General features: G+C 55.3%; 21 protein-coding genes. All 21 read left to right on the forward strand.

Annotated features, from left to right (window positions below; genetic code table 11):
* Window positions 1-3 precede the first annotated feature (3 nt).
* The 21 genes from flhA to GT3570_RS05935 all read left to right on the forward strand — a co-directional run bounded on the left by flhA (window position 4) and on the right by GT3570_RS05935 (window position 23,980).
* The gene (flhA, locus tag GT3570_RS05835; protein ID WP_011230738.1) at window positions 4-2,049 is read left to right on the forward strand and encodes a flagellar biosynthesis protein FlhA; all 2,046 of its coding nucleotides are present in this window, start codon (window positions 4-6) and stop codon (window positions 2,047-2,049) included.
* Entirely contained in the window at window positions 2,046-3,215 is a 1,170-nt protein-coding gene (gene flhF, locus GT3570_RS05840) for a flagellar biosynthesis GTPase FlhF (protein ID WP_062898530.1), read from the forward strand. Before flhA ends, flhF begins: the two co-directional genes overlap by 4 nt.
* Complete coding sequence (locus GT3570_RS05845) at window positions 3,209-4,075, forward strand: MinD/ParA family protein (RefSeq protein ID WP_021322273.1); 867 nt, start codon at window positions 3,209-3,211, stop codon at window positions 4,073-4,075. Before flhF ends, GT3570_RS05845 begins: the two co-directional genes overlap by 7 nt.
* Window positions 4,076-4,084: 9 nt before the next feature.
* Window positions 4,085-5,134, forward strand: coding sequence for a protein-glutamate methylesterase/protein-glutamine glutaminase (locus tag GT3570_RS05850; protein WP_062898531.1), 1,050 nt, complete (start codon window positions 4,085-4,087; stop codon window positions 5,132-5,134).
* Between the two features lie 12 nt (window positions 5,135-5,146).
* Window positions 5,147-7,147, forward strand: a complete 2,001-nt coding sequence (locus GT3570_RS05855; RefSeq protein ID WP_021322275.1) for a chemotaxis protein CheA — start codon at window positions 5,147-5,149, stop codon at window positions 7,145-7,147.
* 83 nt (window positions 7,148-7,230) lie between these two features.
* Window positions 7,231-7,668: a chemotaxis protein CheW gene (locus tag GT3570_RS05860; RefSeq protein WP_011230743.1), complete on the forward strand. Its 438-nt coding sequence runs from the start codon at window positions 7,231-7,233 to the stop codon at window positions 7,666-7,668.
* Window positions 7,669-7,690: 22 nt separating this feature from the next.
* Window positions 7,691-8,323, forward strand: coding sequence for a chemotaxis protein CheC (locus tag GT3570_RS05865; protein ID WP_011230744.1), 633 nt, complete (start codon window positions 7,691-7,693; stop codon window positions 8,321-8,323).
* Window positions 8,320-8,817, forward strand: coding sequence for a chemotaxis protein CheD (locus GT3570_RS05870; RefSeq protein ID WP_011230745.1), 498 nt, complete (start codon window positions 8,320-8,322; stop codon window positions 8,815-8,817). Before GT3570_RS05865 ends, GT3570_RS05870 begins: the two co-directional genes overlap by 4 nt.
* Before the next feature lie 38 nt (window positions 8,818-8,855).
* Entirely contained in the window at window positions 8,856-9,611 is a 756-nt protein-coding gene (locus tag GT3570_RS05875; RefSeq protein ID WP_023634148.1) for a FliA/WhiG family RNA polymerase sigma factor, read from the forward strand.
* 16 nt (window positions 9,612-9,627) lie between these two features.
* On the forward strand, window positions 9,628-9,873 hold the full coding sequence (locus tag GT3570_RS05880; protein ID WP_011230747.1) for a hypothetical protein: 246 nt from the start codon (window positions 9,628-9,630) through the stop codon (window positions 9,871-9,873).
* A gap of 8 nt (window positions 9,874-9,881) precedes the next feature.
* Window positions 9,882-10,499: a hypothetical protein gene (locus tag GT3570_RS05885; RefSeq protein ID WP_031206499.1), complete on the forward strand. Its 618-nt coding sequence runs from the start codon at window positions 9,882-9,884 to the stop codon at window positions 10,497-10,499.
* 162 nt (window positions 10,500-10,661) lie between these two features.
* Window positions 10,662-11,369, forward strand: coding sequence for a 30S ribosomal protein S2 (gene rpsB / locus GT3570_RS05890; RefSeq protein WP_013145737.1), 708 nt, complete (start codon window positions 10,662-10,664; stop codon window positions 11,367-11,369).
* Between the two features lie 157 nt (window positions 11,370-11,526).
* The gene (tsf, locus tag GT3570_RS05895; RefSeq protein WP_011230750.1) at window positions 11,527-12,411 is read left to right on the forward strand and encodes a translation elongation factor Ts; all 885 of its coding nucleotides are present in this window, start codon (window positions 11,527-11,529) and stop codon (window positions 12,409-12,411) included.
* A 68-nt stretch (window positions 12,412-12,479) separates the two neighbouring features.
* Complete coding sequence (pyrH, locus tag GT3570_RS05900; protein ID WP_011230751.1) at window positions 12,480-13,202, forward strand: UMP kinase; 723 nt, start codon at window positions 12,480-12,482, stop codon at window positions 13,200-13,202.
* Between the two features lie 2 nt (window positions 13,203-13,204).
* Window positions 13,205-13,762, forward strand: a complete 558-nt coding sequence (gene frr / locus GT3570_RS05905; protein ID WP_011230752.1) for a ribosome recycling factor — start codon at window positions 13,205-13,207, stop codon at window positions 13,760-13,762.
* 82 nt (window positions 13,763-13,844) lie between these two features.
* Window positions 13,845-14,618, forward strand: coding sequence for an undecaprenyl pyrophosphate synthase (locus GT3570_RS05910; protein WP_014195472.1), 774 nt, complete (start codon window positions 13,845-13,847; stop codon window positions 14,616-14,618).
* The gene (locus tag GT3570_RS05915; protein WP_014195473.1) at window positions 14,615-15,409 is read left to right on the forward strand and encodes a phosphatidate cytidylyltransferase; all 795 of its coding nucleotides are present in this window, start codon (window positions 14,615-14,617) and stop codon (window positions 15,407-15,409) included. Before GT3570_RS05910 ends, GT3570_RS05915 begins: the two co-directional genes overlap by 4 nt.
* A 20-nt stretch (window positions 15,410-15,429) precedes the next feature.
* Window positions 15,430-16,578, forward strand: a complete 1,149-nt coding sequence (gene dxr, locus GT3570_RS05920; protein ID WP_023634149.1) for a 1-deoxy-D-xylulose-5-phosphate reductoisomerase — start codon at window positions 15,430-15,432, stop codon at window positions 16,576-16,578.
* Between the two features lie 2 nt (window positions 16,579-16,580).
* Window positions 16,581-17,846, forward strand: a complete 1,266-nt coding sequence (rseP, locus tag GT3570_RS05925) for an RIP metalloprotease RseP (protein ID WP_173346434.1) — start codon at window positions 16,581-16,583, stop codon at window positions 17,844-17,846.
* Window positions 17,847-17,869: 23 nt separating this feature from the next.
* Window positions 17,870-19,573, forward strand: coding sequence for a proline--tRNA ligase (locus GT3570_RS05930; RefSeq protein WP_062898532.1), 1,704 nt, complete (start codon window positions 17,870-17,872; stop codon window positions 19,571-19,573).
* A 102-nt stretch (window positions 19,574-19,675) separates the two neighbouring features.
* Window positions 19,676-23,980 (forward strand): PolC-type DNA polymerase III, encoded by a 4,305-nt coding sequence (locus tag GT3570_RS05935; protein ID WP_062899088.1) that lies wholly within the window; start codon window positions 19,676-19,678, stop codon window positions 23,978-23,980.
* Window positions 23,981-24,010: the final 30 nt, after the last annotated feature.

Raw genomic sequence — 24,010 nt, forward strand, 5'->3', positions numbered from 1 at the left:
ACAATGCAAGCGCAAATCAAAGATTTATCCGTATTGTTTCTTGTCGTGCTCATCGTCGCCATGCTCGTCATCCCGCTGCCGACATGGCTGTTGAGCGTATTGATCATCATCAATATTTCCCTTGCCTTGCTTGTATTGCTGACGGCGATGAACACGAAAGAGCCGCTTGAGTTTTCCATTTTTCCGTCATTGCTTTTAGTGCTGACGCTGTTTCGGCTCGGGCTGAATGTGTCAACCACCCGCTCGATTTTAAGCAAAGGGGAGGCGGGCGGCGTCGTTGAAACGTTCGGAACGTTCGTCGTTGGCGGCGATGTCGTCGTTGGGTTTGTCGTGTTTTTGATTTTGGTCATCATCCAGTTTGTTGTCATCACCAAAGGGGCGGAGCGCGTCTCTGAAGTGGCGGCCCGCTTTACGCTCGATGCGATGCCCGGCAAACAGATGAGCATTGACGCCGATTTAAATGCCGGCATGATTTCGGAGCAAGAAGCCCGAAAGCGGCGGGAAAAAGTGGCGCAAGAAGCCGACTTTTACGGAGCAATGGACGGGGCGAGCAAGTTCGTGAAAGGCGACGCCATCGCCGGCATCATTATCGTCGTCATCAACATGTTGTTTGGCATGGTGATCGGCGTCGTTGAGCAAGGGATGGAGATGGCGGAGGCGGCGAAGCGCTACACGCTTTTGACGGTCGGCGACGGAATCGTCAGCCAAATTCCGGCGCTGTTGATTTCCACGGCGACCGGCATCATCGTCACCCGGGCGGCGTCGGACAGCAACTTGAGCGGCGATATTATGCGCCAGCTGTTCGCGTTTCCGAAAATGTTGTACGTCACGGCAGGAACGATTTTCCTGCTCGGCTTGTTTACGCCGATCAACGACTTGTTGACGATGCCGATTGCCGGGTTGCTGGCGCTTGGCGGCTACCGATTTATCGAGCGGCAAAAGCAAGAAGAAGCGGCATTGGCCGCTCCGGAAGAGGAGGCGGCGGCCGCCGACGAATTGAAAAGCCCGGAAAGCGTCATCCAACTGTTGCATATCGATCCTATTGAATTTGAGTTCGGCTATGCGCTCATTCCGCTCGCTGATGCCAATCAAGGCGGGGATTTGCTTGACCGGATCGTCATGATCCGTCGGCAGCTCGCGCTCGAGCTTGGCATTGTCATCCCGGTTGTGCGCATTCGCGACAACATCCAGTTGCAGCCGAATGAATACCGGATCAAAGTGAAAGGCGAGGAAGTGGCGCGCGGCGAGTTGCTGCTTGACCATTATTTGGCGATGAGCCCCGGGGTTGACGACGATTCGATTGATGGCATTGACACCATCGAGCCGGCGTTTGGTCTGCCAGCGAAATGGATTTCCGAGACCGTAAAAGACCGGGCGGAAATGCTTGGCTATACGGTCGTCGACCCGCCATCGGTCGTCTCGACACACTTAACGGAGGTGCTGAAAGCCCATGCCCACGAACTGCTGGGGCGCCAGGAAACAAAACAGCTGATCGATCATTTAAAAGAATCGTATCCGGTGCTTGTCGACGATGTGACGCCGAATCCGTTGTCTGTCGGCGACGTGCAAAAAGTGCTCGCCAAGCTATTGAAAGAGAAAGTGTCGATCCGCAACTTGCCGCTCATTTTTGAGGCGCTTGCCGATTTTGCCCGCCTGACCAGCGACACCGATTTGTTGACGGAATACGTCCGCCAAGCGTTGGCGCGGCAAATCACCTCGCAGTACGCCGTGCCGGGCGAGCCGCTGCGCGTCATTACGCTGTCGGGCAGAGCGGAAAAAACGATCGCCGACGCCGTGCAGCAAACAGAGCATGGCCGCTATTTGGCGCTCGAGCCGGCGCGGGCGCAGGCGTTTGTGGAAGCGGTCGCCGCGGCGCTTGAACGCTATCCGTTCGCCGGCCAGACGCCGATTTTGCTCTGCTCCCCGGCGGTGCGCATGTACGTCCGCCAGCTGACCGAGCGCCATTTTCCGACTGTTCCGGTGCTGTCGTACAACGAGCTTGAAGCGGATGTCGAAGTTCAAAGCGTGGGGATGGTGGAAATCGAATGAAAGTGAAAAAATTTGTCGCCCCGTCCATGAACGAAGCGATGAAAATGGTTCGCGCCGAACTTGGCCGCGACGCCGTCATTTTGCACTCGAAAGTCGTGCAGACCGGCGGATTTTTCGGTCTGTTTGCGAAAAAAAAGATCGAAGTGTTGGCCGGCGTTGATCCGGATCCACTGCCGCCGCGTCAGCCGGATGCCGCCGCGTCTTTGACGCGTCAGCCGAGTGCCGCCGCGTCTTTGACGCGTCAGCCGAGTGCTGCGTCCTTTGCCCCTTTGCCGGCGGCCGAGCGGGAGGAAGACGGCTCGCTTGCCCGTGAGATCGAGGAAGTCAAGGCGCTCATCCGTCAGTTCAACGCCCGCTCGTCTTCGCTTTTGTATCCTCCGCCGCTTGCGGAAGCGGAACGGCGCCTCGTTCGGCAAGGGATGGCGGATGTGTACGTCCGCCAAGTGATGGATCGCCTGCTTGAACGGTGGTATGCCGACAAAGACAGCCGGTCGCCCGCTGCGGTCTCCGCCTGGACGAAAGAAGCGGTGCGCGATCTATTGTCGACGCTTCCGTTTGTCAAAACGGCGGAGCAAAAAAAGTATATGATTTTGCTTGGTCCGACCGGGGTTGGAAAAACGACGACGCTCGCCAAAATGGCAGGGCGCGCCGTCCTCGAGCAAGGGAAAAAAGTCGGGTTCATCACGGCCGACACGTACCGGATCGCCGCCATCGACCAACTGAAGACGTATGCCGACATTTTGCACGCTCCGTTGGAAGTATGCTACAATGCCGACGATTTTCGGACGGCGAAGCGGAAATTGGCCGGTTGCGATCTCGTGTTCGTCGATACGGCTGGCCGCAACTTCCGCAACCCGCAATACGTGGATGAACTGCAGCAAACGCTCGAGTTTGACAGCGAAACGGAAACGTTTCTTGTATTCGCCGCCACGGGAAAGTATGACGATATGAAAATGATTTACAACCACTTTTCCCGCCTGCCGATCGATCGGCTGATCGTGACGAAGCTCGATGAGACGGACTCGTTTGGAACGATCGTCAATGTGTTGCTTGACAGCCGGCTTGCCGCCGCCTATTTCACGAACGGGCAAAATGTGCCGGACGACATGGTGGAAGCGTCCGCAGACCGGCTCGTTCATCTGCTGTTTGGGGCGGAGCGATGGTGAGCGATCAAGCAGAACGGCTGCGCTATGAGCTGGGCCGCCGGCGCCAGCCGGCGGCGGGGCCGCGGACCATCGCGGTGACGAGCGGGAAAGGCGGAGTCGGCAAGTCAAACCTTTCGCTCAATTTTTCGCTGTCGCTCTCGAAGCTCGGGTTTCGCGTCTTGCTGCTTGATATGGACATCGGCATGGGCAACATCGACATTTTGCTCGGCCAGTCGTCGCCATTGACGCTTTCGGATTGGTTTTCCGCGCGGTTGCCGCTTTCCGAGCTGGTAAAAAGCGGACCGGAGCATCTATCGTATATTGCTGGGGGGACGGGCGCCGCGCAATGGTTGAGTGTCGATCGATCCGCTATCGACTATTTGTTGGCCGAGCTGCAGACGGTGGCGTCGCGATATGATTATCTCATTTTCGATATGGGGGCGGGTGCCTCAGAAGAACGATTGTATTTTTTAAAGTCCGTCGACGATGTGTTTATTGTCACGACGCCGGAGCCGACCGCGATGACGGATGCGTACGCCATGATGAAATATATGCACACCGCCGGCAGCGAGGCTCCGTTTTCCGTCATCGTCAACCGCGCCGGCAGCGAGCGGGAAGGATATGGCGTCTTTTCGCGCCTGCAGCATGCCGCCAGTCGGTTTTTCCATAAAGACATCGCCTTGCTTGGCGTCGTTCCTGAAGACCGGATGGTCGCGCGCTGTGTCGTCCGGCAAACGCCGTTTGTTCTCTTTGATCCAGCGGCGAAGGCGAGCCGGGCAGTGCGTCAAATGGCATGCCGCTATGCGGCGGGAGGAGAAAAAGAGCCGGAGCGGGCTCCCCGCTTTTTTGCGAAGCTGCGTCAACTTTTGCTAGAAAGGTAGAGACGGAACATGAAGACGATCAAGGTGCTTGTCGTCGATGACTCGGCGTTTATGCGCAAATGGATCAGTGATTTTTTGTCCGAACATCCGCGCCTCGAAGTCATCGGAACAGCTCGCAACGGCCGGGAGGCGCTCGAGAAAATCGCCGCCCTAAGGCCGGATGTCGTGACGCTTGATGTGGAAATGCCGGTCATGAACGGACTCGAAACGTTGCAGCGCATCATGCGGGACCATCCCGTGCCGGTCGTCATGGTGTCAAGCACGACGACCGAAGGGGCGGAAAACACGATCGCCGCCATGCAGTACGGGGCGGTCGACTTTGTCGCTAAGCCGTCCGGACCGATTTCGCTCGATTTGTACAAAGTGAAAGACGAGCTGATTGGCAAAGTGCTGCACGCGAGCGAAGCGAACGTGGCTGCCTTGACTGCCCCGCGCCGCCAACATCCGTCTTGGCGCCCATCGTTCAAAGCGGCGGCGCGGCCGCAACAGGCCATCGTCGCGATCGGCACTTCCACCGGCGGCCCGCGCGCGCTCGAGACGGTGCTGACGCAGCTTCCGCCCGATCTAGCCGCTCCGGTCGTCGCTGTCCAGCATATGCCCAAAGGATTTACGACATCGCTCGCCAACCGGCTTGATGCGCTTGCCGCGATCACGGTCAAGGAGGCGGAAGACGGGGAAGTGCTGCAAAATGGCACCGCCTATATCGCGCCAGGCGGCGTCCATCTCATCGTTCGCGAAGAAGGCGGCGCGCTTAAAGCCCGTTTCGACGAATCGCCGCCGCGCGCCGGCCATCGTCCGGCTGTTGACGTGTTGTTCGAGTCGCTCGCTGCCATTCGCCTCTGTCGGAAAATCGCGGTGATCATGACCGGGATGGGAAGCGACGGAACAGCGGGGGTGAAAAAGCTGAAGGAAAGCGGGAACACAAAAGCGATCGCGGAAGCGCGCGAGACAGCCGTTGTCTTTGGGATGCCAAGAGCGGCGATCGAGGCTGGCGTCGTTGATGTCATCGTTCCGCTTGACAGCATCGCCGCTGCCATCGTCCAATTGATCGGGGAGTGAGGGGGAAACGGCATGGACATGAGCCAATATTTGGATTTATTTATTGATGAAAGCAAAGAGCATTTGCAGGCGATCAACGAGCGGCTGTTGGAACTTGAAAAAACTCCGGAGGACATGTCTGTGGTGAATGATATTTTCCGTTCGGCCCATACGTTGAAAGGCATGTCCGCCACGATGGGGTTTGAAGATTTGGCCAATTTGACGCACCAAATGGAAAACGTGCTCGATGGCATCCGCAATCGGCGGCTTTCCGTTACCCCGGAATTGCTTGACGTCATTTTTGAGGCCGTCGACCATTTGGAGGCGATGATCAGTTCCATCGCTGCAGGCGGCGACGGAACGCGCGATGTAAGGAGAACAGTCGAACAGCTGAAACGAATCGAGCAAGGGGAGATGCCGAACAAGCAGGCAGCAAGAGAAGAACCGCCCCTTGAACATGCGTATGGGGAATTTGAATACCATGTGCTCGAGCAGGCGAAGGAGCAGGGATTTTCCGTCTACGAAATCCGCGTTCGGCTTCGCGATGATTGCTTGTTGAAAGCAGCGCGCGTCTATATGGTGTTTGAACAGCTGAATGAAGTCGGAGAAATTGTGAAAGCAACGCCGCCGGTCGAGATGCTGGAGGAAGAACAGTTTGACCGGGAGTTTCTCGTTACGGTTGTATCCAAAGCGCCAGCCGATGAGTTGCAAAAGCGGCTGATGGGCATTTCGGAAATTGATGACGTCAAGGTGTCTATGCTATCGAGCAATGAACCGTCGGCAGAAAGCGAGAAAGCGGCTGCGCCCCAACAACCGGCCGCTATGGAGCAGGCGGCGGCCGTTCAGGCCGAAGCGGAGGCGCCGGAAAAACAAACAGCGAAACAGGCGACGAAAACGATCCGCGTCAACATTGAACGGCTCGATCGGTTGATGAACTTATTTGAAGAATTGGTTGTCGACCGCGGTCGGCTTGAGCAAATTTCCCGCGAACTGAACCATGCCGAATTGACGGAAACGGTCGAGCGGATGTCTCGCATCTCGAGCGATTTGCAGACGATCATTTTAAATATGCGCATGGTGCCGGTCGAAACGGTGTTCAACCGCTTCCCGCGCATGGTGCGCCAGCTCGCCCGCGAGCTCGGCAAAAAGGTGCGCCTTGACATCATCGGCGCGGATACCGAGCTTGACCGGACGGTGATCGATGAAATCGGCGACCCGCTTGTCCATTTGATCCGCAATGCGCTCGACCACGGCATCGAAGCGCCGGACGTCCGGGTGGCGCGCGGAAAGCCGGAAGAAGGGACCGTTCAATTGCGAGCGTACCATAGCGGCAACCATGTCTTTATTGAAATCGAGGATGACGGCGCCGGCATTTCCCGGGAGAAGGTGCTGCAAAAGGCGAAAAGCCGCGGCATTGTCTCGCCGCAGGCGGCGGAGCATTTGAACGATCAGCAAATTTACGAGCTTATTTTCGCTCCCGGCTTTTCGACCGCTGAGCAAGTTTCTGACATTTCCGGCCGCGGCGTCGGTTTGGATGTCGTCAAAAGCACGATTGAGTCGCTCGGCGGCACCGTTTCGGTCGATTCGCAGCCTGGAAAAGGGTCGCTCTTTTCGATTCAGCTGCCGCTCACATTGTCGATCATTTCTGTGTTGCTCGTTCAAATCGCCGAGGAAACGTACGCGATTCCGCTGTCATCGATCATTGAGACGGCGCTGGTGAAAAAGGAAGAGATTTTTTCCGCCCACAACCAGCCGGTCATCGATTTTCGCGGCAAAATCGTGCCGCTCGTCCGCCTGAAAGACGTCTTCGCTGTTCCTGGAGCAGCCGATGACGGAGATGCGGTGGCGGTCGTGATCGTCCGGAAAGGGGAAAAACTGGCGGCGCTGGCGGTCGACTCGTTTATCGGGCAGCAAGAAGTCGTGTTGAAATCGCTAGGAAACTATTTATCTTCGGTTTTCGCCATCTCGGGGGCGACGATTTTGGGAGACGGCCGAGTGGCGCTGATTATCGACTGCAACGCGCTCGTGAAGTAGGAGATGGCCGTGTCGGTGCGGGGGCGCCTATGGCGTTGATCTGCCGTTTTCAGTGGCATGTCGAAAAAAAGGGGGAGGATTGGATGACGGCCAGCGTGCAAGCAGACTGGAAAGTGATTGCGTTTCGCCTGAAAGAAGAAGAATATGCTCTGCCGGTGCAGCATGTCCGTTCCATCGAGAAAATGCAGCCGATCACGCGCGTGCCGGGGACGGCCCATTATGTAAAAGGGGTCATCAACTTGCGCGGTGTTGTGACGCCGATCATCGATTTGCGCGAGCGGTTCGGGTTTGCCCCCGAACCATATGGGGAACAGACGCGGATCATTATCGTTGCTCTTGAGGATATGGAAGTTGGGCTCATCGTCGATGCCGCGAATGATGTCCTTGATCTGCCGGCGGAAAGCATCGAACCGCCGCCAGAGGCAATTGGCTCCGTTGAGGCAAGTTACATCGACGGCGTGGCGAAAGTGGAGAATCGGCTCCTCATTTTGCTCGATTTGGCGAAAGTGCTCGACCGATAATCCGTGGAGAGGAGCGTTGACATTGGACGATATTCGCAACTTGACGGGGATGCATATTGACATTTTGCGCGAAATCGGCAACATTGGCGCCGGCAACGCGGCGACGGCTTTGTCGACGTTGCTAAACAAAAAAATTGAAATGGCGGTGCCGCGCGTTCAAATTGCGACGTTTGCCGAAATGATGGAATCAATCGGTGGACCGGAACAAGTAGTGGCGTGCGTCTATTTGCGCATCGAAGGAGAAGCGCCGGGAAACATGTTTTTCGTGTTGCCGCCGGAACAGGCTGAGCGGTTTGTCCGTCGGATGATTGGCGATGACTCGTTTTCGTTTCAAGGAGAAGCCCATGAGCTTGGCTGCTCGGCGCTTCAGGAGCTCGGCAATATTTTAGCCGGCTCGTATTTGTCGGCATTGGCTGACTTTACGCGGCTCAACTTGCACCCGTCCGTGCCGGCATTGGCCATCGACATGATTGGAGCTGTGCTGTCGTTCGGATTGCTTGAGCTGTCGCGTGTTGGCGATTACGCCATTTTGATTGACACAGCCATTTACGATGAACGGCGCCCGGACGAAAGCATCAACGGCCATTTCTTTCTTCTACCTGACCCCGAGTCGTTTTCCACCATCTTTCGAGCACTAGGTGTGGATGGTCTATGAGCACAGCGCAGGCTGTCAAAATCGGCATTGCGGAAATGGAGGTCGTCATAGCGCCGAATGTCATCCGCACGTGCGGGCTTGGGTCGTGCGTCGGTGTCGTCATTTACGATGCAGGCAAGGCGGTTGCCGGCATGGCGCATGTCATGCTTCCGCATTCCTCGATGGCGCGCGGCGGAGTCATCAATGCGGCCAAATACGCTGATACGGCGGTCGAGGCGCTCGTTCAGCTTGTCATTGCCGCTGGCGGGCGGAAAGGGATGCTGAAAGCGAAGCTGGCCGGCGGGGCGCAAATGTTTTCGTTTTCGACAGTTGGCGGCGATATGATGCGCATTGGCGCGCGCAATGTGGAGGAAGTGAAAAAGCAGCTCGAGCGGCTTCACATTCCGGTCGTCGCCGAAGATGTCGGGGGCCATAGCGGCCGCACGATCGAATTTAATCCGCAGACGGGCGTGCTCTCCATCCGCACCGCCGCTCAAGAAATAAAGGAAATATGACCGGGATGCGCCGTTTCCGCAAGGCAAGGGGGAGAATAATGGGAAGCGCGCTAAAAGGAGAAGAACGGAAATACTGGGATGAATGGATCAATGGCCGCGACCGCCACGCGGCCGAGGAGCTGGTGCAGCGCTATATGCCGCTTGTTTTCTACCACGTGCAGCGGCTTTCGGCGACGCTGCCGAGCTCCGTGCCGAAGGATGAGCTCGTCAGCCTTGGACTCGTCGGCTTATACGATGCGTTGGAGAAATTTGACCCATCGCGTGATTTGAAGTTCGACACGTACGCCTCGTTCCGCATCCGCGGCGCCATCTTAGACGGTTTGCGCAAAGAAGACTGGCTGCCGCGCAGCATGCGCGATAAGGCAAAAAAAATTGAGGAAGCGATCGAGCGGCTTGAACAGCGGCACATGCGATCGGTGACGGCGAAAGAGATCGCCGCTGAGCTCGGGATGACGGAAGAGGAAGTGCAGGCGGCGGCGAGTGAAACGTTTTTTTCCCATTGGCTGCCGCTCGGGCAGACGACCGTCGACGAAGATGAAGGACTGTTGGCGGTTCGCGACGACCGCGCTCCGCTTCCCGAGGAGCAAATCGTTAAGCAGGAAATGATCGAAAAGCTGGCTGAAGCCATCGGACAGCTGAATGAAAAAGAGCAGCTCGTCATCAGTTTGTTTTATAAAGAGGAGCTGACGTTTACAGAAATCGGGAGCCTTTTGCATTTGTCGACATCAAGAATTTCGCAAATTCATGCGAAAGCGCTTTGGAAACTGCGCCGCTTTTTTGAAAAAGAGCCATGAGGGGAGAGAAAACGCGATGGACATCCAGCTTCCAGCGTTGCAAAGCGTCATGCCGAAAGCGCCCGACGCGGAAAGGCTTCAAGCCTCGACGCAACAACACTCCTATGCAGTGCAGGCGCAAATGGCAACTGCCGGCCAAAAGCGGGCGGAGCGTGCGCGCCGTCGGGTGACGGATAAACGAACGAGCGCCCGTCTTGAGCAGGAGGCGTCCCGTTTTGGAGGACACCCTTATAAAGGAAAAACGATCGACATTCAAGGATAGTGAACATCATGATGGCATTTTGGCTAACGATCAGTTTGCTGCTGCACGCCTTGTCGTTTTGGTTGATCATTGTGCTTTTCCTTCGCCTGTCGCGGCTTGGCGAGGCGGAGAGGCGGGCCGAGGAGCTCGAGGAAGCCATGACCGCTTATCTCGCTGCTTGGAAGGAAGAAAACGAGCGCTTTTTGGCTGAACTTGACTCGTTGCTTGGCAGCGGAGCGGATCCATTCGTTTCTGCACCGGAAACGAACGATGCGCCCAGTGTGCAACGGGGCGCGAACGGGAAAGAGACGGCGTCCATGCTGGGGGCAGGAGGCGGTGAAATCGGAGCGGGGTTCGAAAAGCGAACAGCGGAAGCAAAAAAGGAGGAAAACGAGCCGGCGGAGCGGGGAGAAACCGAAAAACGCACAGAAACAAGCCGCCCAAGCGCCGCTCCGGGCTATTTCCCAGACATCGGAACGGTCAAGGATGTGCTCGAACTTTCACTCACCCGACCAGCGGACGCGAGTGAGCTTGCTCGCCGCCTATATGCGGAAGGGGCGACGGTCGAGGAAATTGCCAAACAGCTCGGCAAAGGGAAAACAGAAGTCGAGCTATGGCTCAAATTTGCGCAAAAAACGAATCAATAGGCGAATAACAGCTTGATTTGCCGCTTGCAGTTGTGATATATTTTTTCATGGTGTGAATACACACGCCTGGTGATTTCAGCAACGGTGCTGGCAACGCCAGTCTTGCTGAAAGATGAGGCAGGCGGAGGACCAAAAACCACTAAGGAAACAGGAGGAGCATACATGTCAGTTATTTCGATGAAACAACTGCTTGAAGCTGGCGTCCACTTTGGACATCAGACGCGCCGTTGGAATCCGAAGATGAAAAAATACATTTTCACGGAGCGCAACGGCATCTATATCATCGACTTGCAAAAAACGGTGAAAAAAGTCGAGGAAGCATACAACTTCGTCCGCGAATTGGCGGCGAATGGCGGCAAAATTTTGTTCGTCGGCACGAAAAAACAAGCGCAAGAGTCGGTGAAGGAAGAAGCGGAACGCTGCGGCATGTTTTATGTCAACCAACGCTGGCTCGGCGGCACGCTGACGAACTTCGCTACGATCCAAAAGCGGATCAAACGGCTGCGTGAAATTGAAAAAATGGAAGAAGATGGAATATTTGACGTTCTGCCGAAAAAAGAAGTCATTCGCTTGAAAAAAGAAAAAGAGCGTCTTGAGAAGTTTTTGGGCGGCATCAAAGACATGAAAGAGCTGCCAGATGCGTTGTTTGTCATTGACCCGCGCAAAGAGCGGATCGCGGTGGCGGAAGCGCGCAAGCTGAACATCCCGATCATCGGCATCGTCGACACGAACTGCGATCCGGATGAAATTGACTATGTCATTCCGGCCAACGACGACGCCATCCGCGCTGTTAAGCTGTTGACTTCGAAAATCGCCGACGCCGTGCTTGAGGCGAAACAAGGCGAAGAAGCGGCCGTCGCAGCAGAGTAACGATGCACAAGAAAGGTGATAAGAGGGGAAAGCCTTTTATCACCTTTTTTTGAGACAGAAATGAGCAACTTTTGGCTATACTAACGAATAAGAGCAAAACGGGAAGCCGCTGCCGGCACCGATACATATACGGGACAATGAGAAGGAGGATTTTTTTATGGCGATTACAGCACAAATGGTGAAAGAACTGCGCGAAAAAACAGGCGCAGGCATGATGGACTGCAAAAAGGCGCTCACCGAAACAAACGGTGACATGGAGAAAGCGATCGACTGGCTGCGCGAAAAAGGAATTGCCAAAGCGGCGAAAAAAGCGGACCGCATCGCGGCCGAAGGGATGGCGTACATCGCGGTGGAAGGCAATACCGCCGTCATTTTGGAAGTGAACTCGGAAACGGACTTCGTTGCGAAAAACGAAGCATTCCAAACGCTTGTCAAAGAGCTGGCCGCCCACTTGCTGAAACAAAAGCCGGCTTCGCTTGATGAAGCGCTCGGTCAAACGATGGACAACGGCTCGACCGTCCAAGACTACATCAACGAAGCGATCGCCAAAATTGGTGAAAAAATTACGCTTCGCCGCTTTGCCGTCGTCAATAAAGCGGACGGCGAAACGTTCGGTGCGTACTTGCACATGGGCGGGCGCATCGGCGTATTAACGTTATTAGCCGGCAATGCGAGCGAAGACGTCGCCAAAGATGTCGCCATGCACATTGCCGCACTTCATCCGAAATACGTCTCGCGCGACGACGTGCCGCAGGAAGAGATTGCGCATGAGCGTGAAGTGTTGAAGCAGCAAGCCTTAAACGAAGGCAAGCCGGAGAAAATCGTTGAAAAAATGGTCGAAGGCCGGCTGAACAAGTTTTACGAAGACGTCTGCCTGCTCGAGCAAGCGTTCGTGAAAAACCCGGATGTGACGGTGCGCCAATACGTCGAATCGAACGGAGCAACAGTCAAGCAGTTCATCCGTTACGAAGTCGGCGAAGGGCTCGAAAAACGCCAAGACAATTTTGCAGAAGAAGTCATGAGCCAAGTCAGAAAACAATGACGGACCGCAACAGGGAACACGCGCGTGTTCCCTGTTTTTCAAAGTGATTCGCATCATGGAGGTTGGACATGGAACAGCCAAAATACAAACGCGTCGTGTTAAAGTTGAGCGGGGAAGCGCTCGCCGGAAAGCAAGGGTTTGGCATTCAACCGGCGGTCATTCAGTCGATCGCCAAACAAGTGAAAGAAGTTGTTGAACTGGGCGTCGAGGTCGCCATCGTCGTCGGCGGCGGCAACATTTGGCGTGGAAAAACGGGAAGCGAAATGGGCATGGACCGGGCGACGGCTGATTACATGGGCATGTTGGCGACGGTGATGAATGCCCTCGCCTTGCAGGACAGCCTTGAGCAGCTCGGTGTGGAAACGCGGGTGCAAACATCGATTGAAATGCGGCAAGTGGCCGAACCGTACATTCGCCGCCGGGCGATTCGCCATCTTGAGAAAAAACGAGTTGTCATTTTCGCCGCCGGCACAGGCAACCCGTACTTTTCGACCGATACGACCGCGGCGCTCAGGGCGGCGGAAATCGAGGCGGACGTCATTTTAATGGCGAAAAACAACGTCGATGGCGTTTACAGCGCCGACCCGAACGTCGACGCCAATGCGGTCAAATACGATGAGCTGTCGTACTTGGACGTCATCAAGCAAGGGCTCGGCGTCATGGATTCGACTGCTTCCTCGCTTTGCATGGACAACAACATTCCGCTCATCGTCTTCTCGATTATGGAAGAAGGCAATATTAAACGCGCTGTGTTAGGTGAAAACATCGGAACGATCGTAAGGGGGAAATAACGATGGCAAAGCAAGTGATCCAACAGGCGAAAGAAAAGATGGATAAAGCGGTGCAAGCGTTCACCCGCGAGCTGGCAAGCATTCGCGCCGGACGGGCGAACGCAGGGCTGCTTGAGAAAGTAACCGTTGACTATTACGGCGTGCCGACGCCAATCAACCAACTGGCCTCCATCAGCGTGCCGGAAGCGCGGCTGCTTGTCATTCAGCCGTACGACAAATCGGCCATTAAAGAAATGGAAAAAGCGATTTTAGCATCGGATTTAGGGCTGACGCCATCGAATGATGGATCGGTCATTCGTCTTGTCATTCCGCCGCTCACCGAGGAACGGCGCCGCGAGCTCGCGAAGCTTGTCAAAAAGTATTCAGAAGACGCGAAAGTCGCGGTGCGCAACATCCGCCGCGATGCGAACGATGAATTGAAAAAACTCGAGAAAAACGGCGAGATTACGGAAGATGAGCTCCGCAGCTACACGGACGAAGTGCAAAAGCTGACCGATGACCACATCGCCAAAATTGACGCCATCACAAAAGAAAAAGAAAAAGAAGTGATGGAAGTATAGGCAAAACCATGCAAACCCTCTATGTTGATGGAGGGTTTTTTTGCTATAATGGAAAGGCAAAACACGATCCCGGAGGACTCGTATGTTCAATAAAATGCGAAAAACAAAAGAGAAAGACGTCCCGGTGACGAAAGAAGAGGTGCTCAGGCATCCGATGCCGAACCACGTCGCCATCATTATGGACGGAAACGGGAGATGGGCGAAAAAGCGGGCGCTGCCAAGGGCGGCCGGCCATTACGAAGGCATGCAAGTTGTGCGCAAAATCACTCGTTTTGCGAATGAGCTGGGGATTCAGATTTTGTCGCTTTACGCGTTTTCGACAGAAAACTGGAAACGTCCGAAAAGTGAAGTCGATTATTTGATGAAGCTGCCGGAACAGTTTTTGACGACGTTTCTTCCCGAGCTCGTCGCCGAAAATGTCAAAGTCCAAGTGATCGGTCATGCGGAGGCGCTGCCTGATCATACGCGCCGGGCGGTCGAGAAAGCCGTGAAGGAAACAAGCGGCAACACCGGCCTTGTGTTAAACTTTGCCCTTAATTATGGAAGCCGGGCGGAAATCACTGCCGCCGTAAAGCAGATCGCCAAAGACGTTGAACGCGGGATGCTCGCGCCGGAAGACATCACCGAGCCGCTCATTTCCTCGTACTTGATGACGAGCGGGCTCGCTGACCCTGACTTGCTCATCCGTACGAGCGGGGAGATTCGCTTGAGCAATTTCATGCTTTGGCAGTTGGCGTATACGGAACTTTGGTTTACGGATGTCTTATGGCCGGATTTTACGGAGCAACATTTCTTAGAGGCGATTGCCGCTTACCAGCGGCGCGACCGCCGATTTGGAGGAGTGTCAGCGCGATGAAGCAGCGAATCATCACCGGAGTCATAGCGGCGGCGCTCTTTTTGCCGATTGTTATTTTTGGCGGATTTCCGTTTATAATAGTAACATATATATTGGCCACGATTGGGCTGTTTGAATTGTTGCGGATGAAAGGGATGCACCCGTTGTCGTTTGTCGGGGCGGCTGGATTGATCGCCCTTTGGCTGTTGCTCGTTCCCGCCCGTTACGGCGGCGAGTGGTTGGCGTCTGGGACCGCCAAATTTGGCGTGCTCGCCGCTTTGGCTTTTTTGCTGCTTGTCGGCACGGTCGTGACGAAAAATGCGCTCTCGTTCGATGAGGCGGCGTTTGTCGTTTTGGCGGTCGTCTATGTCGGCGTAGGGTTTTTCTGTTTCGGCGCTGTTCGTTTGGTTGGGTTCGTGTACTTCGTTTATGCCTTGTTTGTCATTTGGGCGACTGACATTGGGGCGTATTTCTTTGGCCGCGCGTTTGGCCGGCGCAAGTTATGGCCGGAGATCAGCCCAAAAAAAACGGTGGAAGGCGCCATCGGCGGCATCGCTTCCGCGGCTGTTGTCGCCGCGATTTACGAGTGGGCGGCGGCGCCGTTTGGCAGTTTGGCGGCCGCGCTTGGCGTCGCGCTGCTGCTGTCGGCGTTCGGTCAGCTCGGCGATTTGATCGAATCGGCATTTAAGCGCCATTACGGCGTCAAAGATTCCGGGGCGATTTTGCCGGGACATGGCGGCATTTTAGACCGGTTTGACAGCTTGCTGTTCGTGCTGCCGATATTGTACATATTGCTTGAAATCGCACGATAAGCGGGTGAGGAGTGAAACGATTGAAATATATTAGTATATTAGGGGCGAGCGGATCGATCGGCACACAGACGCTCGATGTCATCCGCGCCCATCCGGACGAATTCCGCTTGGCCGCCGCATCGGTCGGGAAAAATATCGAGGCGGCGAGGCGGCTGATCGCTGAATTTTCCCCAAGTCTTGTCGCCGTCGCTGACCGTGATGCGTATGAAGTTCTTTATCGCGAGTACCGCGGGCGGACGACGATCGTGTACGGAGAGGAAGGATTGATTGAAGCAGCCGTTTGCCCACAAGCCGATGTTGTCGTCACCGCTGTCGTCGGCAGCGTCGGCCTTGTGCCGACGCTGAAGGCGATTGAAGCGGGAAAAGCGATCGCCCTCGCCAACAAAGAGACGCTCGTTGTCGCCGGACATCTCGTCATGGCTGCAGCCAAGCGGCGCGGCGTGCCGCTGTTGCCAGTTGACAGTGAACATTCCGCCATTTTTCAATGTCTGCAAGGGGAAAGGATGGAACAAGTTGACAAACTCATTCTGACCGCATCCGGCGGCAGCTTCCGCGACAAGACGCGCCGAGAGCTCGCTCATGTGACGGTTGAGGAGGCGCTCCGCCATCCGAACTGGTCGATGGGGGCAAAAATTACGATTGATTCGGCGACCATGATGAATAAAGGATTTGAGGTCATTGAGGCTCATTGGCTGTTCGGGCTGCCGTATGAGCGGATTGAGGTTGTTTTGCATCGAGAAAGCATCATCCATTCGCTCGTTCAGTTCCGTGACACAAGTGTATTGGCGCAGCTTGGAACGCCGGATATGCGCGTTCCGATCCAATATGCGCTTGCGTATCCAAAGCGGTTGCCGCTCCCATCCGCCAAGCCGCTTGATTTAATCTCGCTTGGGGCGCTCCATTTCGCCCCGGTTGATTTCGACCGCTATCGCTGTTTGCGTCTCGCCTATGAGGCTGGCAAGCGCGGCGGCTCGCTGCCGACGGTGTTGAATGCGGCCAATGAGGAGGCGGTGGCGGCGTTTTTAGCCGGGCGCATTCCGTTTTTGGCCATCGAGGAGTGGATTGAACGCGCGCTCGAGCGCCATCGGCCAGTGAGCGATCCGCAGCTTGAGGACATTCGTGAAATCGATGCGGACGCGCGCGCCTACGTCCGCTCACTACTATCATAAAGGTGGTTGAAACGTTGGAATCGATCATTTCATTTATCGTCGTCTTTGGTGCCCTCGTCTTTTTTCACGAGCTCGGCCACTTGCTGCTAGCAAAACGGGCCGGCATTTTGTGCCGCGAATTTGCCATCGGCTTCGGACCGAAAGTGTTTTCGTTCAAGAAAAACGAAACGGTGTACACGATCCGCCTGCTCCCGCTTGGCGGCTTCGTCCGCATGGCCGGTGAAGACCCGGAGACGATTGAATTGAAGCGTGGGCAAGTCGTCGGTCTTTTGCTTGATGAGAGCGGCCAAGTGGAAAAAATCGTCCTCAACCATAAGGACGATTATCCGAATATCCGCGTAGTGGAAGTGGAAGAGGCCGATTTAGAGCATGGCATGTATGTGACCGGCTATACGGACGGCGAGCGGTTCGAGCGGTTTACGGTCAAGGAGCCGGCGTTTTTCGTCGTCGACCGCCAAGAGATTCAAATTGCTCCGTACCATCGCCAATTTGCGGCAAAAACGCTCGGGCAGCGAACGATGACGATTTTGGCCGGACCGCTCGCCAACTTTCTCTTGTCGCTCGTTGTCTTTATCATCATCGGTCTTTTGCAAGGCTATCCGGTCGACAAGCCGGTGATCGGCGAGCTGACGCCGGAAGGAGCGGCGCGCGCCGCCGGCTTGAAGCAAGGGGATGAAGTGATCGCCATTAACGGCGAACGGATGGAAACATGGACGGAAATCGTCAACACGATTCGCGCCCATCCGGGAGAACCGCTTCAGTTTCAAATTGAGCGGAATGGGAAAGAACGGAGTGTGACGGTCACTCCGGAGGCGAAAACGGTGCAAGGGGAGACGATCGGCTTGATCGGCGTCTATCAGCCGATGGAAAAATCGGTGTTGGGCTCGATCAAGCAAGGGCTGGTTGAGACGTATTACTGGACGCGGGAAATTGTAACGGGGCTCGGCCAATTGATCACCGGCCAGTTTCAGCTTGACATGCTGTCCGGACCGGTCGGCATCGCCGTATCGACCGGCAAAGTGGCTGAGTCTGGGATCTACTACTTGATGAAATGGGGCGCGATTTTAAGCATCAACCTGGGGATTGTCAACTTGTTGCCATTGCCGGCGCTAGACGGCGGGCGGCTCCTCTTTTTCGCCATTGAAGCGGTGCGCGGCAAGCCGGTCGACCGGCAAAAAGAAGGAATGGTCCATTTTATCGGCTTTGCCTTGCTTATGTTGCTTATGCTTGTGGTGACATGGAATGACATTCAAAAATTTTTCCTATAGAGAGAAAACGAGGTGGCTAATGGATGAGACAAAGTCAAGCATTTATTCCGACGTTGCGTGAAGTGCCGGCGGATGCGGAAGTGAAAAGCCATCAGCTCCTGCTGCGGGCCGGCTTCATTCGTCAAAGCGCAAGCGGCGTCTATACGTTTTTGCCGCTCGGGCAGCGTGTTTTGCAAAAAGTGGAAGCGATCATCCGTGAGGAGATGAATCGTATCGGGGCGATGGAGCTTCTCATGCCGGCCTTGCAGCCAGCTGAGCTTTGGCAGCAGTCCGGCCGCTGGTACTCGTACGGGCCGGAGCTGATGCGCTTAAAAGACCGGCACGAGCGCGATTTCGCCCTCGGGCCGACGCATGAGGAAATGATCACGGCGATCGTCCGCGACGAGGTGAAAACGTACAAGCGGCTGCCGCTTGTCTTGTATCAAATCCAAACGAAATTCCGTGATGAAAAGCGTCCGCGTTTTGGGCTGTTGCGCGGCCGCGAGTTCATGATGAAAGACGCCTACTCGTTCCATACGTCGAAAGAAAGCTTGGATGAAACGTACAACAACATGTATGAGGCGTATGCGAACATTTTCCGCCGCTGCGGATTGAACTTCCGCGCCGTCATCGCCGACTCGGGGGCGATTGGCGGCAAAGATACGCATGAGTTTATGGTGCTCTCGGACATCGGCGAAGATACGATCGCCTACTCCGATGCGTCTGACTATGCCGCCAACATCGAGATGGCGCCGGTCGTGGCGACGTACGAAAAAAGCGATGAGCCGCCAGCCGAATTGAAAAAAGTGGCGACGCCGGGGCAAAAAACGATCGCTGAAGTCGCTTCGCACTTACAAATATCGCCGGAGCGCTGCATCAAATCGCTTTTGTTCAATGTGGACGGCCGCTATGTGCTCGTTCTCGTCCGCGGCGATCATGAAGCGAACGAGGTGAAGGTGAAAAACGTGCTCGACGCGACGGTCGTCGAATTGGCGACGCCGGAAGAAACGGAGCGGGTGATGAACGCTCCAATTGGTTCGCTCGGCCCGATCGGCGTCAGCGAAGACGTCACTGTGATCGCGGACCATGCTGTCGCCGCCATCGTCAACGGCGTTTGCGGCGCGAACGAGGAAGGATACCATTACATCGGAGTCAACCCGGGCCGCGATTTTGCCGTCAGTCAATACGCCGATTTGCGCTTCGTAAAAGAAGGCGACCCGTCTCCAGATGGCAAAGGGACGATCCGCTTTGCCCGCGGCATTGAAGTCGGGCATGTGTTTAAGCTGGGGACAAAATACAGCGAAGCGATGAACGCCGTCTATTTGGATGAAAACGGCCAAACGCAGACGATGATCATGGGTTGCTACGGCATCGGCGTATCAAGATTGGTGGCCGCAATCGCCGAACAGTTTGCTGACGAACACGGGCTTGTGTGGCCGGCTTCGGTCGCACCGTTTCACATCCATTTGCTTACAGCGAACGCAAAAAGCGATGAACAGCGCGCGTTGGCGGAAGAGTGGTATGAAAAGCTCGGACAGGCTGGGTTTGAAGTGTTGTATGACGACCGCCCCGAACGGGCCGGAGTGAAGTTTGCCGACAGCGATTTGATCGGCATTCCGCTCCGCGTCACCGTCGGCAAGCGAGCGGGCGAAGGCGTTGTGGAAGTAAAAGTGCGGAAAACAGGCGAGACGTTCGATGTGCCGGTCAGCGAGCTTGTCGACACTGCGCGCCGTCTCCTTCAATCATGAGTGCCGGCGCTGGCGAAAAAGAATTCTGTCTTTTTCGCCGGCGCTTTTGTTATGGTATGATATAGAAAGAGAATGATGTTGAGAGGGGAACAAACGGACGTCATGGTGACAAAAGAGCAAAAAGAGCGGTTTCTCATCCTGCTTGAGCAGCTGAAGATGACGTCGGACGAATGGATGCCGCATTTTCGTGAGGCAGCCATTCGCAAAGTCGTGATCGATAAAGAGGAGAAAAGCTGGCATTTTTATTTTCAGTTCGACAATGTGCTGCCGGTTCATGTATACAAAACGTTTGCCGATCGGCTGCAGACGGCGTTCCGCCATATCGCCGCCGTCCGCCATACGATGGAGGTCGAAGCGCCGCGCGTAACTGAGGCGGATGTGCAGGCGTATTGGCCGCTTTGCCTTGCCGAGCTGCAAGAAGGCATGTCGCCGCTTGTCGATTGGCTCAGCCGGCAGACGCCCGAGCTGAAAGGAAACAAGCTGCTTGTCGTTGCCCGCCATGAAGCGGAAGCGCTGGCGATCAAACGGCGGTTCGCCAAAAAAATCGCTGATGTGTACGCTTCGTTTGGGTTTCCCCCCCTTCAGCTTGACGTCAGCGTCGAGCCGTCCAAGCAAGAAATGGAACAGTTTTTGGCACAAAAACAGCAAGAGGACGAAGAGCGAGCGCTTGCTGTACTGACCGATTTAGCGAGGGAAGAAGAAAAGGCCGCGTCTGCGCCGCCGTCCGGTCCGCTTGTCATCGGCTATCCGATCCGCGACGAGGAGCCGGTGCGGCGGCTTGAAACGATCGTCGAAGAAGAGCGGCGCGTCGTTGTGCAAGGCTATGTATTTGACGCCGAAGTGAGCGAATTAAAAAGCGGCCGCACGCTGTTGACCATGAAAATCACAGATTACACGAACTCGATTTTAGTCAAAATGTTCTCGCGCGACAAAGAGGACGCCGAGCTCATGAGCGGCGTCAAAAAAGGCATGTGGGTGAAAGTGCGCGGCAGCGTGCAAAACGATACGTTCGTCCGTGATTTGGTCATCATCGCCAACGATTTGAACGAAATCGCCGCAAACGAACGGCAAGATACGGCGCCGGAAGGGGAAAAGAGGGTCGAGCTCCATTTGCATACCCCGATGAGCCAAATGGACGCGGTCACCTCGGTGACAAAACTCATTGAGCAAGCGAAAAAATGGGGGCATCCGGCGATCGCCGTCACCGACCATGCCGTTGTTCAGTCGTTTCCGGAGGCCTACAGCGCGGCGAAAAAACACGGCATGAAGGTCATTTACGGCCTTGAGGCGAACATCGTCGACGATGGCGTGCCGATCGCCTACAATGAAACGCACCGCCGTCTTTCGGAGGAAACGTACGTCGTCTTTGACGTCGAGACGACGGGCCTGTCGGCTGTGTACAATACGATCATTGAGCTGGCGGCGGTGAAAGTGAAAGACGGCGAGATCATCGACCGGTTCATGTCGTTTGCCAACCCTGGACATCCGTTGTCAGTGACAACGATGGAGCTGACTGGGATCACCGATGAGATGGTGAAAGACGCCCCGAAGCCGGACGAGGTGCTAGCCCGTTTTGTTGACTGGGCCGGCGATGCGACGCTTGTTGCCCACAACGCCAGCTTTGACATCGGTTTTTTAAACGCGGGCCTCGCTCGCATGGGGCGCGGCAAAATCGCGAATCCAGTCATCGATACGCTCGAGCTGGCCCGTTTTTTATACCCGGATTTGAAAAACCATCGGCTCAATACATTGTGCAAAAAATTTGACATTGAATTGACGCAGCATCACCGCGCCATCTACGACGCGGAGGCGACCGGGCATTTGCTTATGCGGCTGTTGAAGGAAGCGGAAGAGCGCGGCATACTGTTTCATGACGAATTAAACAGCCGCACGCACAGCGAAGCGTCCTATCGGCTTGCGCGCCCGTTCCATGTGACGCTGTTGGCGCAAAACGAGACTGGATTGAAAAATTTGTTCAAGCTTGTGTCATTGTCGCACATTCAATATTTTCACCGTGTGCCGCGCATCCCGCGCTCCGTGCTCGTCAAGCACCGCGACGGCCTGCTTGTCGGCTCGGGCTGCGACAAAGGAGAGCTGTTTGACAACTTGATCCAAAAGGCGCCGGAAGAAGTCGAAGACATCGCCCGTTTTTACGATTTTCTTGAAGTGCATCCGCCGGACGTGTACAAGCCGCTCATCGAGATGGATTATGTGAAAGACGAAGAGATGATCAAAAACATCATCCGCAGCATCGTCGCCCTTGGTGAGAAGCTTGACATCCCGGTTGTCGCCACTGGCAACGTCCATTACTTGAACCCAGAAGATAAAATTTACCGGAAAATCTTAATCCATTCGCAAGGCGGGGCGAATCCGCTCAGCCGCCATGAACTGCCGGATGTATATTTCCGTACGACGAATGAAATGCTTGACTGCTTCTCGTTTTTAGGGCCGGAAAAAGCGAAGGAAATCGTCGTTGACAACACGCAAAAAATCGCTTCGTTAATCGGCGATGTCAAGCCGATCAAAGATGAGCTGTATACGCCGCGCATCGAAGGGGCGGACGAGGAAATCAGGGAAATGAGCTACCGGCGGGCGAAGGAAATTTACGGCGACCCGTTGCCGAAACTTGTTGAAGAGCGGCTTGAGAAGGAGCTAAAAAGCATCATCGGCCATGGCTTTGCCGTCATTTATTTGATCTCGCACAAGCTTGTGAAAAAATCGCTCGATGACGGCTACCTTGTCGGGTCGCGCGGATCGGTCGGCTCGTCGTTTGTCGCGACGATGACGGAAATCACCGAGGTCAATCCGCTGCCGCCGCATTACGTTTGCCCAAACTGCAAGCATTCGGAGTTCTTTAACGACGGTTCAGTCGGCTCAGGGTTTGATTTGCCGGATAAAAACTGCCCGCGATGTGGAACGAAATACAAGAAAGACGGGCACGACATCCCGTTTGAGACGTTTCTCGGCTTTAAAGGCGACAAAGTGCCGGATATCGACTTGAACTTTTCCGGCGAATACCAGCCGCGCGCCCACAACTATACGAAAGTGCTGTTTGGCGAAGACAACGTCTACCGCGCCGGGACGATTGGCACGGTCGCTGACAAAACGGCGTACGGATTTGTCAAAGCGTATGCGAGCGACCATAACTTAGAGCTGCGCGGCGCGGAAATCGACCGGCTCGCGGCTGGCTGCACCGGGGTGAAGCGGACGACCGGACAGCATCCGGGCGGCATCATCGTCGTCCCTGATTATATGGAAATTTACGATTTTACGCCGATTCAATATCCGGCCGATGACACGTCCTCTGAATGGCGGACGACCCATTTCGACTTCCATTCGATCCACGACAATTTGTTGAAGCTCGATATTCTCGGGCACGACGATCCGACGGTCATTCGCATGCTGCAAGATTTAAGCGGCATCGATCCGAAAACGATCCCGACCGACGACCCGGATGTGATGGGCATTTTCAGCAGCACCGAGCCGCTTGGCGTTACGCCGGAGCAAATCATGTGCAATGTCGGCACGATCGGCATTCCGGAGTTTGGCACGCGCTTCGTTCGACAAATGTTGGAAGAGACAAGGCCAAAAACGTTTTCCGAACTCGTGCAAATTTCCGGCTTGTCGCACGGCACCGATGTGTGGCTCGGCAACGCGCAAGAGCTCATTCAAAACGGCACGTGTACGTTATCGGAAGTCATCGGCTGCCGCGACGACATTATGGTCTATTTGATTTACCGCGGGCTCGAGCCGTCGCTCGCTTTTAAAATCATGGAATCCGTGCGCAAAGGAAAAGGCTTAACGCCGGAGTTTGAAGCAGAAATGCGCAAACATGACGTGCCGGAGTGGTACATCGATTCATGCAAAAAAATCAAGTACATGTTCCCGAAAGCGCACGCCGCCGCCTACGTGTTAATGGCGGTGCGCATCGCCTACTTTAAGGTGCACCATCCGCTTTTGTATTACGCGTCGTACTTTACGGTGCGGGCGGAGGACTTTGACCTTGACGCCATGATCAAAGGATCAGCCGCCATTCGCAAGCGGATTGAGGAAATCAACGCCAAAGGCATTCAGGCGACGGCGAAAGAAAAAAGCTTGCTCACGGTTCTTGAGGTGGCCTTAGAGATGTGCGAGCGCGGCTTTTCCTTTAAAAATATCGATTTATACCGCTCGCAGGCGACGGAATTCGTCATTGACGGCAATTCTCTCATTCCGCCGTTCAACGCCATTCCGGGGCTTGGGACGAACGTGGCGCAGGCGATCGTGCGCGCTCGCGAGGAAGGTGAGTTTTTGTCGAAGGAGGATTTGCAACAGCGCGGCAAATTGTCGAAAACGCTGCTCGAGTATCTAGAAAGCCGCGGCTGCCTTGACTCGCTTCCAGACCATAACCAGCTGTCGCTGTTTTAGTGGAAACGCCGCCGCTGAAGGAAGCGGACA

Source organism: Geobacillus thermoleovorans (assembly GCF_001610955.1).
Taxonomy (GTDB): domain Bacteria; phylum Bacillota; class Bacilli; order Bacillales; family Anoxybacillaceae; genus Geobacillus; species Geobacillus thermoleovorans.

Excerpts from the sequence above, each read along its gene's own strand:
- flhA (WP_011230738.1), top strand. The coding sequence starts at position 4 with ATGCAAGCGCAAATCAAAGATTTATCCGTATTGTTTCTTGTCGTGCTC.
- flhF (WP_062898530.1), top strand. The coding sequence starts at position 2,046 with ATGAAAGTGAAAAAATTTGTCGCCCCGTCCATGAACGAAGCGATGAAA.
- GT3570_RS05845 (WP_021322273.1), top strand. The coding sequence starts at position 3,209 with ATGGTGAGCGATCAAGCAGAACGGCTGCGCTATGAGCTGGGCCGCCGG.
- GT3570_RS05850 (WP_062898531.1), top strand. The coding sequence starts at position 4,085 with ATGAAGACGATCAAGGTGCTTGTCGTCGATGACTCGGCGTTTATGCGC.
- GT3570_RS05855 (WP_021322275.1), top strand. The coding sequence starts at position 5,147 with ATGGACATGAGCCAATATTTGGATTTATTTATTGATGAAAGCAAAGAG.
- GT3570_RS05860 (WP_011230743.1), top strand. The coding sequence starts at position 7,231 with ATGACGGCCAGCGTGCAAGCAGACTGGAAAGTGATTGCGTTTCGCCTG.
- GT3570_RS05870 (WP_011230745.1), top strand. The coding sequence starts at position 8,320 with ATGAGCACAGCGCAGGCTGTCAAAATCGGCATTGCGGAAATGGAGGTC.
- GT3570_RS05875 (WP_023634148.1), top strand. The coding sequence starts at position 8,856 with ATGGGAAGCGCGCTAAAAGGAGAAGAACGGAAATACTGGGATGAATGG.
- GT3570_RS05880 (WP_011230747.1), top strand. The coding sequence starts at position 9,628 with ATGGACATCCAGCTTCCAGCGTTGCAAAGCGTCATGCCGAAAGCGCCC.
- GT3570_RS05885 (WP_031206499.1), top strand. The coding sequence starts at position 9,882 with ATGATGGCATTTTGGCTAACGATCAGTTTGCTGCTGCACGCCTTGTCG.
- rpsB (WP_013145737.1), top strand. The coding sequence starts at position 10,662 with ATGTCAGTTATTTCGATGAAACAACTGCTTGAAGCTGGCGTCCACTTT.
- tsf (WP_011230750.1), top strand. The coding sequence starts at position 11,527 with ATGGCGATTACAGCACAAATGGTGAAAGAACTGCGCGAAAAAACAGGC.
- pyrH (WP_011230751.1), top strand. The coding sequence starts at position 12,480 with ATGGAACAGCCAAAATACAAACGCGTCGTGTTAAAGTTGAGCGGGGAA.
- frr (WP_011230752.1), top strand. The coding sequence starts at position 13,205 with ATGGCAAAGCAAGTGATCCAACAGGCGAAAGAAAAGATGGATAAAGCG.
- GT3570_RS05910 (WP_014195472.1), top strand. The coding sequence starts at position 13,845 with ATGTTCAATAAAATGCGAAAAACAAAAGAGAAAGACGTCCCGGTGACG.
- GT3570_RS05915 (WP_014195473.1), top strand. The coding sequence starts at position 14,615 with ATGAAGCAGCGAATCATCACCGGAGTCATAGCGGCGGCGCTCTTTTTG.
- GT3570_RS05930 (WP_062898532.1), top strand. The coding sequence starts at position 17,870 with ATGAGACAAAGTCAAGCATTTATTCCGACGTTGCGTGAAGTGCCGGCG.
- GT3570_RS05935 (WP_062899088.1), top strand. The coding sequence starts at position 19,676 with ATGGTGACAAAAGAGCAAAAAGAGCGGTTTCTCATCCTGCTTGAGCAG.